This window comes from Candidatus Zixiibacteriota bacterium (assembly GCA_034439475.1).
GTDB lineage: Bacteria > Zixibacteria > MSB-5A5 > GN15 > FEB-12 > JAWXAN01.
In genome coordinates, this window is record JAWXAN010000042.1 from 1 (window position 1) to 14,150 (window position 14,150).

The window sequence follows — 14,150 nt, forward strand, 5'->3', positions numbered from 1 at the left end:
AAGTTCTCCGTGCGCTCCCAATAATAATTCTTGCAGCCAGCTCATCGGCGCTCTGCCGGTAGATTCCGCCTGTCTTGATTGTTGTTTTGACCCAACCGGCAATGTTGACTGCGATGCAAGCCAGACTGCAGATATCAGCGATTTAACCGTCTTAATTGATCATCTTTTTATCACCTTAACTCCGCTCTGTTGTCCTGATGCGGCCAACACCGACGGCACTGGAACGACAGATATCTCCGATTTGACTGCACTCATCGATTATCTCTTTATTTCGCTCGCCCCGACTGCGCCCTGTCAGTGAGGTGAGACGTCAGTCCGCCGGGGCGGACTGACCTACTTAAGTCGGAAGAGTGTCAGGCAGAGACGCCTGACACCACGTTGGATATTAGAAATATTCGTGCAGGGCGTCTCTGCCCCGCACCAAAGAGCATTTTGGGAAGCAAAGAAAAGCTGGTGCACGGGGCTTTCAAGTCCGCCTGAGGTGGAACGTTCACCAGCCACAAAATCCTATCCCTGCACCATGCAGTGGTATATAAATACGCAGATTCCGCCAGATTGTGCGAAACTTTTTCTTACAAAATCCCAAATGTGATACGCACTCTGACGTGGTTAACGATTCAAATCGCGCTCTCCCTTGTAAGTTTGCCAAAAATCAGTAGATTTAGCCTATGGCCGCGCAAACATATCCCAAACTCCGCTCTGACCTTGTTGCCTCATCTTCAATTGTCGATGGCAGTATCGTCTATACTGTCAAAGACCCAATCACCGGTAAATACTTTCGGCTCCGCGAATTAGAGTACTGGCTGGTTGGGCAGCTCGATGGAGCGACTGCGCCCGAGACCGTTGCTGAGCGCGTCCGCGAGAAATTCTCGGTCAACATAACGCCCGAGCATGTCGGACAATTTGTAGCCATGCTCGAGGGTTTGCTGTTTCTTGAAAACAGCCGGAGCGAGCAGGGGATATCGAAACTTTCGGTTCGGGCAGGACAAAAATCATCACTTGCATCACGGCTGCTCTTTGTGAAACTCAAAGCATTCAAACCGGGTCCATTTCTGGATCGGCTGACCGCGCTCTATCGGCCATTCCACAATCCATTTTGGTTTGTGATTTCGTGGCTGGTTATCATCACAGGCTTCTCGCTCCTGTTTGCGAACTACTCAGAGTTCAATCTGAATCTTGCTGAATTATTTCATCTCCATTCTATCGGACTGATAATTGTCGTTCTGTTTGTGATGCTGACTCTGCATGAATACGCCCATGCCATTCTCTGCCGCTACTATGGCGGGGCTGTGCACGAGATGGGGTTTTTGCTCATGTATTTCCAACCCTGCTTCTATTGTGATATCTCCGATGCCTGGCTCTTTCCTCAAAAGTCTCGACGCCTTGCGGTTACCTGGGCCGGGCCGTTTTATCAGTTTCTGATACTTGCGGTAGCGATGATTATTTGGCGGGTGACAGTCGAAGATACAGCCGTCAACATAGTCGCCAGAATGTTTGTTCTCGTGTGCTGGATAACGACCTTTGTAAATTTCAATCCGCTCATCAAACTCGATGGCTACTATATGCTTTCAGACTGGGTGGAAATCCCGAATCTCCGCCAAAAGGCATTCGCCTATCTTGGAAATGTGTTGAAGCGTCACATCCTCGGCTGGCCAATTGAGTTGATTATTCCAAGCCGGCGGGAGAGAAAAATTTTCTTTCTCTACGGCGGCCTCGCGATTCTATTCTCGACTTTCCTGCTGGGTTACATGCTGTATCTGATCGGGGGATTCATCTATGGCCGTTGGGGCGGTTTTGGATTGACCTTGTTCATTGTCGCGCTTCTGATTATCTTAAAAGACAGCCTTCGGAACCTATTTTTGGGAACCGTACGGCATGTGATATATATGAAAAAGCTACTCAGCCAACCTTTCAGACTTGCAACGTACGCGATTGTTCTCATTGCCGTCGTGGTCGTTGTGCTTGCGATCTCCTTTCCTCACCGGGTTTCCGGCAACATTACGGTCGAGCCGCTCAACGAATTTTCACTTTCCCTCAATGCCTTTGGCCTCCTTGAACAAAACCTCCGGCTTGGCGGCGAGAGACCCGAAAGCAAATCGAGTTATCTTCAGATGACCTCAAGCGATATGGCCGCGCTTGAACTGCTGCCGCTCGTCAGCGACGGCGAACAGATTCAGAGTGGAGACACAGTCGCGATTCTGATTTCAAATCAGATTACCGGGGAGCTCGCCGGAGCCCATTCCGAGCTTGAGCGCCTGCAGAGTAACCTTGTGCTTCTCAAAGCTCCCCCCAAAAAAGAGCGAATCAGTGAGATGGAATCGCAGGTATCAGCCGCTCAAAGTAATTTCAACCAACTCAAAAGAAACCTCGACAGAATTCAGGAATTGGTCAATCGGAAACTGGAGTCGACTGATAAGCTCGAAAGCTCGCAGTCGGCATTTGATATCGCCAAGGCTGAACTGAGCAACAAGGAATCCGCATTGCGCCTGCTCAAATCCCCGCCGCGACCCGAAGAAGAAACAGTGCTGGCCCATGAAATCTCCAAACAACAGGCGCGGCTTGGCTTTCTCAAAGTCCAGGCCGACGCACAGGTGGTGGTTTCGCCCATCTCCGGGACAGTATTTGTGGGGCATGGAGCGGGCAAGGACAAGAGTATATTGTCGGTTTGCCAACAAAACGAAATAGAACTGCATATCCCAGTCTCTGATTTTGATCTCCCGCTGATAAGCCTTGGCCAGACTGTTCAGGTCAAAGTCCGCTCTTATCCTGATAGGCTTTTCGAGGGGCGTGTGGTTCGCATACCTGCAGCGGCTGATAGTATCGCGGGCAAAAATTATTTCCCGGTCTCGGTACTGGTGGAAAACTCAGAGAGCTTGCTTCGCGATGGAATGTCCGGCTATGCGAAAATCGAGATTGGCAAAAAATCACTTGTCGCGCTGGCGTATCGAAAATTGTTATCGGGAATCAGAGTCGAGTTCTGGTCATGGTGGTAGGGGGAATTCAAATAAATAATGATTTCCCCCTATTTTTTCTATTGACACAAAATCCCAGGCATTCTATTTTATCAACACAACAACCTAAAAATTTTTGGAGGTATCATGAGAAAAATCTTAGCAATTGCGGCTCTAGTAATAGCCGCCGGAATGATGGTCATGGCCGATGAAAAGCCGTGGCTCGATTTGGAAAACTGCGCCTACTGTAAACAGTTCACTGCACAGCCAGGTCTGATGGAGCATTGCCATCACGAATACCATAACATCAGTAATGGAGTTGTGAGCATATTTACCGTCGAGAAAGACTACCAAGACAAGATGGCCGCAGCCATGCTCGGTATGCAGAAGGTCGGCGAGGATATAGGCAAGGGGACGGGCGCAGTTCCTGTATTGTGCGGTCACTGCGAGGCTTACGGAAAGTTCATGATGAGCGGCAAAGTCAACTCTGAAGAAGTAAAGAGTGGACTTATGACAATGGCGCTTATGACGTCATCGGATTCTGCTACCGTGGCTGAACTTCACGCTTTTGGAGAGAAAAGCAACGCCGAAGGCAAGAAGATGATGGAAGCGATGATGATGAAGTCATCAAAGAAATAATTTCCCATATTTGAATATTCCGTCAGGTCTTGGCCATCTTCTTAGATGGGTGTGACCTGACGGTTTCTTTTTTGTCCTTCCCTGACCTAGAACCAAGATTGAGTAGAGTGCGATCCTGTACGCCAGCTTTTTTTGGCATCACAGAACCGCCCATAGAGGAAGTATTTTCCGTTCTAAGCCTTGAATAGGCTCGATTCCATTCCACACACCGCAAGAACTTACCACACAGCTAACCAATTCTCTTGACAATAGTTCGTCTGGACTTATATTTATCGCATGTCAAGTTTAACGACGTGTTTTGTTACGACTGCGCATGTGAATACTTTAATTAATAAATACCTGTGTGATAATTGTTTTATGAATTTTCCAAGTGAATATAAAAGAAATGCTTCCCGCTCGGGGAAGCATGCATTAAACAATTTAAAGGAGGTGACTTGATGACGGATTACAAACTTACCGTCGAGGTCCTCGAAGCTCGTATCGCCCCAGGCATGAGCGTCGGCGGTCAAGGCTGATATTGAAATTGAGGGCAGGCCGAAATCCTGCCCTCTTATTTTTTCCCTACAACTCTGTTCAATTTCCCAATTTCTTGAGCGAGGTAGACTATCTCGCGCTTATTCTGAAAAATGGTCCTATCCGCAGGCGATACAATGGAATCGCTGACCTTCTTTGCAAGCATGAGCGCTTTCTTGAATACGCCGAATGATTTCTCGAAATCTTTTTCGATCAGCCGAAGTCGGCCTTCTATTATCGAGTACCGGAGCAGGTCAAAGACAACTCCTGAAACGACAGCAATCTGCTTCGCCCTGTTTAGAAAAGGAAGAGCCTCATTTGGTTGGCCCTGGGCGATCTTAAGTTCAGCGACCGAACAACAAATAGAACTGACCTCAATGCTGTCTGGCAGAGTTAGAGCTTCGCCGATATATGGCTCAATCGTAGGAAGCATTCTCATGTCGTTTTTCTCAAGGGCATATTCAAGCATGTTGAACACTAGCCGAATCCTATTGCGACGTTCTTTCATATCTTCAGTAAGCGCCATAGCTCTGTCAACATATATAGTTTCATTCGTCAGACGCGTAATAAGGAGCAACGCATTCATTTCATTGAGATGATCCTTGCGGCCTTGAGCCTCAACAGTCAGTTTTTTGGCTTGATCGAAGGCAGTCTCACCATCGCCCACGCAGTTGCGAATTTCCGCTTTTTGTATCTTCGCTGAAAAAACCAGGCTTGGATCATCAATAGAAAGAAGCGTCCTTTCTGCTCGCACCAATGCTTGCTCGGCTTCAGAAATCCTGCCCATCAATCTGAAAACCGCTGCCATATCGAGTTGGAAAGAGGCATTGTGTGCGAGGTCGTCAATACTCTCCGAAAGTTCAACCCCCTCTTTGATATACTGGAGCGACTGCTTGAGTTGTCCGGCACAGATCATCATAGAAGTTAATGTCGCAAGATTGATTAGGACTTCTTTTTTGTTGCCTGTTCTTCGGTTCAGTTCAAGCGACTCGCCTACACAGACAACTGCCTTGCCGCTGTCGCCGCTCAAGTGATAAATATATCCGAGATTATTGAGGGTCCGAGCGATTTCACCCATGTTGCCAAGTTCTTTCTTCATATTGAGCGAAAGATTGAATAACCGGATAGCGCGCCCATACGAGCCTCGCATAAAATACATGACCGCGATGTTATTGACAGTCGATGCCACCTCCGCATCGGCACCGGCTTTTCTCTGGATGTGTAGCGCCTGTCGGTAATGTGAGAGGGCTTTTGGTAAATCAGAGTTTATCCAGTATAAGTTGCCAAGATTATTCAGGACATGGGAAATGTCCAGATGGAGATTCAGTTTCTCGTAAATGATAATCGCCTTCTCCAGCGATTGTACCCCGGCCGCAAAGTCCTGCTTGAGTCGATAGAGATCGCCTAAACTTTTGTGTGCATCGGCGAGCAGTTTTTCTTCTGGAAGTGACTCGAATAGTACAATTAGCCGTTCGTACATCACCATCGACTCGGCGAATTCGCCATTCTCTTTGGATATATTCCCAGCGACTAATAAGAGCCCACGGATCAATTTCAAATTATTCGTGAGTTCTGCAAACTCGATCACGCGTCTGAGAAGATGCATTGCCCGTTTGGGCTGGAGATCTCCATTAAGTCTGATTGCGGCTTGGTATGCGCATCGATCGGCCTCCTCAAGCTTTCCGGCACGAAGATAGGTATATCCAGCCAGCTCTATCTGTTCCTGTTTTTCGAATCTAATGGCTTGTTTTGACGCAAGCCGTTTGATTGACTTTGGGGAGAGAAACTGAGTCAGCATCTCCGAAAAGGCGGGCGGGAGGCCGTAGGCAGAGCAGAGGTTAGTTGAAACAGGAGGCATATAGCAAGTGTTTGGCGTTCTCGCTGAGTATGAAATCACCGACTTCTTTGCTTTTAAGGGGAGACAGGAGAAAGCCGCAAGCTCAGACTTCCTCAGTCTGTTCGGCCAAAGCACATCCTGTTTGAAGGTAAATCGGCCTTTGTCATACTTTAGATTTCCACAGAGAAAATTGGACGCGATGAGAACGCGCAGTTTTTCTGAATGACCGCCGGTAATGTCATCGACACGCCTGCGCTGCTCATCGCTTATATCGAGAACACTTCCAATCAGTTCGGAGTACTTCTGAGTGCGTCTTGTCAAATGTGATGGCCGCAGGGCATTCTCGAATGGATAATGTGCGCCAATTTTCTTAAGTTCACAGCAGACTTGCCATGCCGATTCGGGTCGCTGGGATGAATCTTTTGAGAGAAGGCGGTTTATAAACGCAACTAATCCATGAGGCAGATCTGGACGCAGTTCTTTGATGGGTTTTGGCTCCTGCTCCCTGACACGGCTGTTTATGACAAGCGGGTCATTGTCTTCAGCCATAAATGGATGGACACCAGTGAACATCTGATATGCCATCACGCCCAAGGCAAAAAGATCGGAACGATGAGAGGTTTCGCCCGCGACAATTGTCTCTGGGGCCATATATCCCAATGTTCCCAGGCCGAGCCGGCAAGAGTTTGACTCATTGACAAGTCTTCCGAGCGAGAAGTCCGAAAGCTTAAGGTAGAAAAATCGGTTATCAGCGCATTCCCTCCAATTTGAGGGAAGGAAGAAATTGTGTGGTTTGATGTCGCCATGAATTATACCGCTGGCATTGAGATACTCAAGCGAGAGCACTGCTGCTGATAAGAGATTAACCGCTACTGCTATATCCTCGACTCTTCCCACTGAGTCCAAAGTCGGGCCATGGCACATCTCCAGTAGTAGATACGGCTTTTCAGTGTCCGGTTTCTCTAAGAGCCTCACAAGTCCCGGGAATCTTCGCCCGCCGATAAGCTCCCATTCGCGGTCAATAAGCGCTTTGAGATCAATTGCCGGGAAAGCGCATGTGAGAGGAGCTTTGACTGCTGCAAAACGCGCCAAATCGGCAACATAGGCTCGCGAGACCTCCGCTGTTCCTCCGCGGCCAAGCAGACTTATGTCGCTAAAGCGGGAATCGGATGCCAGAGGGCTCATTTAGACTTTTGCGTTTTGAGTTTGCGGATGGAAGCGCGGAAGTACAAGTGTAAATGTCGAGCCTTGTCCCGCGACCGAATCGACAGTGAGCGTGCCGCCATGCTGTTTGACTATCTTGACGCAGTTATATAGCCCAAGACCGTGCCCGCCCTTTTTAGTCGAGAAGTGTAAAGTGAAAATTTTTGCACGCACTTCATTGCTCATGCCGATGCCGTTGTCTCTAATTTGAACTACAATTTTGTCCTGAGCGGCATCGAATGCGGCAGTCACACCGATTTCGCGAGAAAACTGCTTCTCGGTGTCAGTTTGTTTTGACGCATGATCCTCTATAGCATCTGCGGCATTATTGAGCAGATTCATAAGTACTTGCTGGACTTGGCCGACATCGATCTCAAGATTCGGTATCTCTACTGTCATATCAATGGTGAAATGGATGAGCTTCAATCGCGGTTGAATACGCATTGAAAAGAGCAGGTCATCAATAAGTCGTTTAATGTCATAGCTGATATATTCCGGTTCGGGATTGGAGAAATCCATCAAGCTGTCAACAAACCGTTTGATCTTAAAGATATTTTCGACTATCGATTTGCTATTGAATTTGACCTTGTCAAACTTTTCTCGGTCGATGTTCAGGCTCATCAACTCGGCGTTGTTTGCGATAATGGCTAGATAATTATTTAACTCGTGCGCGACAGAGGCCGCCATCTCACCGCGGGCGACCAGTTTCTCGGAGAGAATGACATATTGCTCCATGGTGACTTTTTCTGTGGCATCTTCCATTGTCATAATAAGGCCGTCGGAACCGTTAGGCAGATTGCTCACCGGCGAAATTTTCAACGAGAGGACTTTCTCAAGATAACCCGTGTTGTGATAATAGCGGGCATCGGAATACTCATGCCATGTCGTGAGAACAATATTAATCATCGTCCTCCAGCGGCCACGTTCGGATTCGGGAATGATATCCAAAAACCTTGTTGGATTGAGATCAAATCCCAGAAGTCGGACATTATCGCGATCCAAGTCGAGAATTTCCAGTCCGACGGTGTTGACCGAGGCAATGCGGCCTGTGTTATCGATCACAACTATTCCGACCGGTGAATTTGCGACAATCGATTGATTGAAGCGCTGCAGCCGCTTTAAGGAATCAAAAATATTCGCGTTGTGAAGGGCATTCGAAACAATTTGGGCATATAGCTCAAAGAGGTACAAATCGGATTTGAGAAACATCTTTGTCTGATTGGAGTTATCGAGATATATTACGCCAATGACAGTGCCCTTTATCATTAGCGGCACACACATAATCAAACGCAGGTGAAGCTCGACGACAGACTGTTGGTTTGAATAACGGTCGTCAGCCATTGCATCCGATGTGTAAACCGCTTTGCCGGTGGAGGCAACCTGCGAAGTAGTACTGTTTGATATCCGGAAATCCTCTTCCATCATTTGCTCTTTGCAGAGGTTGTACCCGGTCTTGACTTGAAGTTCTCCTTGTTCGTCAAGAAGCATGATGAGTCCGCGCTCGGCCTGCATCAGCTCGACAGCTTTGCGCATAACCATCTCAAGGACTTCGTTTATTTCAAGCGAAGAATTGACAGCAAGCGAGACCTCGAGAATTGCCCGAAGATCTGTCTCTCGACGCACATTATCTCCGTGACCACCATCAATTCGAGGGTTGGCTTCAGCGACTTCGTCGAGAGTGGCCTCGAGGTCAGCGAAAATATCCGCAGACAAGGTGCTCTTTTCTGAAGTATCTTTGGTGTCGTGTGTTATATCAGCCATGTTTCCGTCAAGCATTTCTATCCATGGGTCTATGTCCGTACTATTAGTCTCAGTTTATTTATCGGCAGAAGTCTCAATCGCTTCAGGCTTCGATTCATGCTAATTTGAGGAAACGCGAGAGAATGGGGAGGAAAGATGCACAGGAAATGCCTGTTCCTTGGACAAACGGCAGAGAAGTAGAGGGAGCTGGATTTAGAAGCTATCTCCAATTTGGACATACACTTGAACGTCTTCGCCGCGACGATCGAGTCGCTTGGTCAGGGATACCTTGACGTTTTCGAGAAGATAGACACCGAATCCAAAATCCTGTTTTACTTCCGTGCTGTCAAACGAGGGATTGCTTGTAATTTGCCCGGCATTCCACAAAATAGAAAATGCGAAAAGGGATCCCGGTGGACTGATTCTATACTCTGCATTCGTCATCCAGAAGCGATTTCCGTTATATTCTTTGTGCTTATAGCCGAGAAGCGTTCCCAAGCCGCCCAGGTAGTACTGGCGGTTGATCGGCAAATAACCATCGCTACCGCCATACGTTCCACGTAGAAGAAGTATCGAAAAGCTATTTATTTTCTGAAAGCGCGTAAGAGAAAACCGATAGCGGCTGTAGTCAAAATCAGCGCCAAGATCAGGATGGGAATAATCGAGTTCAGCTGTTGCACCCCATGAGGAGACTGTGAAGACACCGTCATCAGGACGGGTATCGTATGAGGCATCCGCATATATTTCGGCAATATTGCCAGTATCTATTTCAGCAATTCCTTGCTCGCGTCGCGCACTGTCCACAGTATGAAAATTCGGAGGAAAAAGTTTGCTACCGCCGAAGAGCGACCAGAGGTGCGCACGAGATTTAAGCCAGGATGTCGACTCGTTCCTGTAGCCAAGCAGAAAAGAGGATGAATGACAGGGTTTTACGCGAACATAGGCCTCACCGCCGGTTGCCTCATACCAGTCCTTGAAGTCCTCTCCCGCTATCAACGAATAGACTGTGTTCTCGGTGTTACTCAAAAGCCTGTCGTCGTTTGATGCCAGCTTTCGGTAAACTGAGCCTCCCAGTTTAAGCTCAAATCTTTTATGGAGCGGTTGTTCAAGCGCCAACGAGTGCCGGGTGCGCTTTGAGTTAAAGGCGTACCCTGTGATAAACTTTATATTTGGCAGTATGCTGTCTTCGTCCATATATCCAACAACAAGAAAAGTTGATAAGCCGTCTACTCGATTATAGTCAAGGTTTCCGATGAGCGAAACCTCCCGCGGACTGCCTCTCAGACGATCACGCCAATTAGCTCGCCTGTTTTGACCTGAAAACACACCTCCATATACGGCAGCCTCCTTCGCAAGACTCAAGTCGCCGGTCACAGAAACGATATCTCCTCTAACCACAGCATCCCGCAACACAGATACGTTTCCGAAAAGTGAGATTACATCTTTATTCACTTCACCATTGATCGTGATGTTGCCCGCCACGGAAAAGACGAATCCACGAATGAACTGCCCTGAATCAACTGAAATGTCGCCAAACGGATTAATGAGTGCGCCCCGTCTGATTGAGGCTCGAGGGGATTCAGGCGATGTCCGGGCAAAAAACGTGATAGTAGTGGTTTTGTTGTGAACCTCAGTTGAGGCATCGGCGATTCGGCCATACTCGTACACCACATCCCCCGTTCGAAGACCTAAGGAGTCGAAATACACATTTTCACCAACTCGAACTGTACTGTCCGAGACAAAGACATTACGTAACAAAACGATGGGTAAGGTATCTAATTGGTTGGGCACGGTAATCCACAAACGATTGTTGTCAAAAGAAATGGAAAAATACTCGACTTTAGTGGTGTCCAGTTTGAATTCTTTGTATCGAGTGGTGTTAGATTGTGCATGGAGGCTCGAACAGGAGACAAAGAGCAGAAATAATAAAAATTGTAACAATCGTCTTTTCATCATCCCTCCATACTGTTTGCCCAGCTACACTGATAAACAATCAGCCCGTTGTGACGGACTTTAACATAGAACGTGTTTTATACAGCCACGTCAAGCTGGCAGTTCACCTTGCGCCAATTCTCATCTGAGCGGCGTAAATTATCGCTGGCCTCCATTTGATGAACGAGTCTCGACACAGGCCGAGTTCATTTTAAAGGCAACAATCGTCGTGTCATCCTGCGGCGGAAAAGTAACATCGAACCGTCGCACATCCTCGAGGATCGCGGCCATAATTGTTTCGGGGTCTTTCCCCCGGAGGGAAACCAATTGGGCTTTGATCCGCTCCTCGCCGTACTCCTGCCCATTGATATCCATTGCCTCTGAGAGACCGTCGGTGAAGAAAAATAAAACATCCTCTTCTGCGAGTTTGATTGTTTCTTCGGTGAACTGCAAATGTGAAAATGCGCCGATTACTGGTCCGCCAGTTATCAATAATTCAACGTCACCATTTTTGCGGACAAGGATAGGGTAATTGTGACCGGCGTTGGCAAAGTGAAAGAGTCCGGAAATCTGATCGAGTTCGCCATAGACAAGAGTCACATACTTCTCCGATGAGGTGCTCAAACTTATCTGCCTATTCATATTCGCAAGTATTGTTGCGATGGAATTGCCGTTGTTGACCTCACTGCGAAGTATCGCCTGTACCTGAGCAATCAAGAGCGCCGCGGGCATTCCTTTACCTGAGGCATCGGCTATAACGATTCCCAAACGGTTGGTCTTCTCGATATGGATGAAATCATAGAAGTCTCCTCCGATAGTCCGCGATGGAATCGAATGCGCGGTAATCGTTCCGCATGGCAGATGAGGCGCCTTGGCAGGCAGCAGTTCAAGCTGAATCTGACGAGCCATTGAGACCTCTTCCTGAAGGCGTAGCCGTTCAAGCGATTCTACGTAGAGCCGGGCGTTTGTCAGCGCGCCCACCATCTGATTGGACAGAACGCCAAGCAGGTTCAAGTCCTCGGGAGTATATCTGTATCCAGCGGCTTTTGAGGACAGAGCCAAAAAGCCCAGGAGATTCTTTGCGTCTTTCATTGGCAAAATGAGTTTGACATTGTGCGATATCAAAAATTCAGCCAGATCAGATTCCTTTTCATAGTTGGAAAGCGAGCCGTAATACGAAGGCGTGTCCAGAAGATTTATGCCGCGAAGCATCAGGTCCTCGCGATCCACTACGGTGCGTTTATCGTAATCCTCGCTGGGAAGAATGGCGTACTCCCCGATGCTGTCGTCGTAGATAACAAAATAAACCTGCTCGACGAGCAATGATGTTTTCAGCGTCTCCTCGATGGTTTGCCTGAGAGCTTTCGGTTCAAATTGAGATATAATTTGGCGCGAAAACCGTTCGATTATGTTCCGGTGGTCAGAACGGGTGCGCATAAACATCGAACGGATAACATTGTCAATCCAGCTGTTTATAGGCTGAAAGAGCATAAGGAGAAAAACAATGATCACCCAGCTGACAACTTCGGCCCGCGCTCCAAGGATCGGCGCAAGCATCTCCTGGCACCTCATTCCAATTAAAAGATAAATACCGACAAGAATTGCAGAAGTGAAGGTGTAAATCAGCGATTGCCTGAACACCAACTGGACATTCAAAAATTGGTGCCGGACTATGGCGAAGGCAAGTGTGCCAGAGCCTGCGACTAAAGCGACGATGACACAGAGCCGTGCCACGACAGAGGCGGTCTCTGACGTCGACAGCGCGTTTATAAAAAATGAGAGGGCATACAGAGCCAGTGAAATCCGAATGCCCCAGAGTACAATGTGAGTCTGGCTTATCAGGCGTGGATTGCGAAGGTACCGCTTTCCCGTCTCAAAATAATACAACGCGACCGCCACATAAATTAGGTTAATTATGCCGAAAATAATCTCTCCGTAGGCATTGGAGAAGTTGAAAAGAATGAGCATACGGGTTGCAAGGTACGCCAGTGGCTTAAGCACAATGCTCAGCAGCCCTTCTTGTACAAAACCGGAATTGAGAAAACTTATCATCCCCCCGACGTCATAGAAGAAAATTGTCAAAACGAGATGCATCGCCTGTGGGAGGAAGATAAGAAGCGGGAGACGCGGGAACCGTAGCTCCCGCAGGCGGTCAGCAGGGAACAGCCATGAAAACAGAAGCAGTGTTGGGAAAAAGAATTCCCAGAGATAAATGAGGTTGTACAGCGACGAATCTGTCAGCGGTATGGCGCGAAGCGTCTCTCGTCCTAAGAGAAGCCCGATCGCAAGCGAAAGTGGCCCGAGTCCGGCAAAGAAGAACATGCTCCCGGCGACACGATTAAGACGGTTTGAGAAATTGTCCCGAATGACGGTAACAGCCAGAAAGACAAGAAATCCGCCTATGAGAAAATATAGAAGTGTTTTGCCGAGGATGAAATCCATCGCTGTGCTGCTTGCCCTGCGGCTTAACTTATATTGCTTTGGTGATGCTAATGGTCGTGCCGATAGTGGACGATTCGATATCCACCTTATCCATCAAGGCTCGGACGATGAAAATCCCACGGCCAACTTCTCTTAATAAATTCTCATCGGCAACCGGATCGGCAACTTCTTCAGCTTGGAATCCATCCCCCTGATCACTGACTGAAATGGTGACGGATCCATTACTTTTGACCAATTTTACTGTTACTCGCTTACTGACCGATGATTTGTTGCCATGGAGAATTGCGTTATTTACAAGCTCGGAAACTGAGATGGCAATATCGGCGATGATCGACTCGCTTGCGCCGAAGCCGCGAAGGCTGCCTTCGATGAAAATGTCGACATCGCTGAGATACTCCTGATTGGAGGGAATGACCATTGTGTTGTCGGTGATTATGGGTTTGTCCATCTGCTGGGCGGCTCCAAAATAACAGGCCGACGGAATGTCGTCTACCTGCGTGGGGTAAAGGTTTTAAGGGTTGGTATGTCTCTTACTTGAAACTTTTAATCGCTTCGTCTATCGAGTCATAGGATTCGAAGACAGTCACAAGTTTCGTTATTGTCAGCAACGATTGAATCTTATCGGTAACATTTGCCAGTTTGAGTTCCCCGTTGTTATTTCTGAGCGTCGTGTAGCCTGAAATGAGAATTCCCAGGCCGGTCGAGTTCATCCAATCGACCTGCGCGAAGTCGATAATAACCCGCTTTTTGTTCTTTTCAATATATTCGTAGAGTTTGTCGTGAAGCAGACTGGCGTCCGGGCCACCCATAATTTTACCTTTGGGCTCCAATATCACGACACCGTTTATTTCCCGGTCGCTAAGTTTCATGAAGCAGGGCCTCCAAAATCTGTT

9 protein-coding genes are annotated in these 14,150 nt (G+C 47.9%); 3 read left to right on the forward strand and 6 right to left on the reverse strand.

Going from position 1 to position 14,150, the window contains the following annotated elements; all coding sequences use genetic code 11:
• The 3 genes from SGI97_05705 to SGI97_05715 all read left to right on the forward strand — a co-directional run.
• Window positions 1-301: hypothetical protein (locus SGI97_05705; protein ID MDZ4723380.1), on the forward strand; the 301-nt coding region annotated here is incomplete at its 5' end.
• A gap of 367 nt (window positions 302-668) precedes the next feature.
• Window positions 669-2,993: an HlyD family efflux transporter periplasmic adaptor subunit gene (locus tag SGI97_05710; protein ID MDZ4723381.1), complete on the forward strand. Its 2,325-nt coding sequence runs from the start codon at window positions 669-671 to the stop codon at window positions 2,991-2,993.
• 105 nt (window positions 2,994-3,098) lie between these two features.
• A complete protein-coding gene (locus SGI97_05715) occupies window positions 3,099-3,590 on the forward strand; it encodes a hypothetical protein (protein MDZ4723382.1) in 492 nt (163 codons plus the stop codon).
• 550 nt (window positions 3,591-4,140) lie between these two features.
• Here SGI97_05715 and SGI97_05720 read toward each other — a convergent pair.
• From SGI97_05720 to SGI97_05745, 6 genes are all read right to left on the reverse strand, one after another.
• The gene (locus SGI97_05720; protein MDZ4723383.1) at window positions 4,141-7,125 is read right to left on the reverse strand and encodes a serine/threonine-protein kinase; all 2,985 of its coding nucleotides are present in this window, start codon (window positions 7,123-7,125) and stop codon (window positions 4,141-4,143) included.
• On the reverse strand, window positions 7,126-8,904 hold the full coding sequence (locus SGI97_05725) for an ATP-binding protein (protein ID MDZ4723384.1): 1,779 nt from the start codon (window positions 8,902-8,904) through the stop codon (window positions 7,126-7,128).
• Window positions 8,905-9,096: 192 nt separating this feature from the next.
• Window positions 9,097-10,839: a BamA/TamA family outer membrane protein gene (locus SGI97_05730; protein ID MDZ4723385.1), complete on the reverse strand. Its 1,743-nt coding sequence runs from the start codon at window positions 10,837-10,839 to the stop codon at window positions 9,097-9,099.
• A 135-nt stretch (window positions 10,840-10,974) separates the two neighbouring features.
• Window positions 10,975-13,257, reverse strand: coding sequence for a SpoIIE family protein phosphatase (locus SGI97_05735; GenBank protein ID MDZ4723386.1), 2,283 nt, complete (start codon window positions 13,255-13,257; stop codon window positions 10,975-10,977).
• A 28-nt stretch (window positions 13,258-13,285) separates the two neighbouring features.
• Window positions 13,286-13,705: an ATP-binding protein gene (locus SGI97_05740; GenBank protein MDZ4723387.1), complete on the reverse strand. Its 420-nt coding sequence runs from the start codon at window positions 13,703-13,705 to the stop codon at window positions 13,286-13,288.
• Window positions 13,706-13,787: 82 nt separating this feature from the next.
• A complete protein-coding gene (locus SGI97_05745; GenBank protein MDZ4723388.1) occupies window positions 13,788-14,126 on the reverse strand; it encodes an STAS domain-containing protein in 339 nt (112 codons plus the stop codon).
• Window positions 14,127-14,150 lie beyond the last annotated feature (24 nt).

Coding starts and splice junctions, on each gene's coding strand:
- SGI97_05710 (MDZ4723381.1), top strand. CDS start 669: ATGGCCGCGCAAACATATCCCAAACTCCGCTCTGACCTTGTTGCCTCA.
- SGI97_05715 (MDZ4723382.1), top strand. CDS start 3,099: ATGAGAAAAATCTTAGCAATTGCGGCTCTAGTAATAGCCGCCGGAATG.
- SGI97_05720 (MDZ4723383.1), bottom strand. CDS start 7,125: ATGAGCCCTCTGGCATCCGATTCCCGCTTTAGCGACATAAGTCTGCTT.
- SGI97_05725 (MDZ4723384.1), bottom strand. CDS start 8,904: ATGGCTGATATAACACACGACACCAAAGATACTTCAGAAAAGAGCACC.
- SGI97_05730 (MDZ4723385.1), bottom strand. CDS start 10,839: ATGATGAAAAGACGATTGTTACAATTTTTATTATTTCTGCTCTTTGTC.
- SGI97_05735 (MDZ4723386.1), bottom strand. CDS start 13,257: ATGGATTTCATCCTCGGCAAAACACTTCTATATTTTCTCATAGGCGGA.
- SGI97_05740 (MDZ4723387.1), bottom strand. CDS start 13,705: ATGGACAAACCCATAATCACCGACAACACAATGGTCATTCCCTCCAAT.
- SGI97_05745 (MDZ4723388.1), bottom strand. CDS start 14,126: ATGAAACTTAGCGACCGGGAAATAAACGGTGTCGTGATATTGGAGCCC.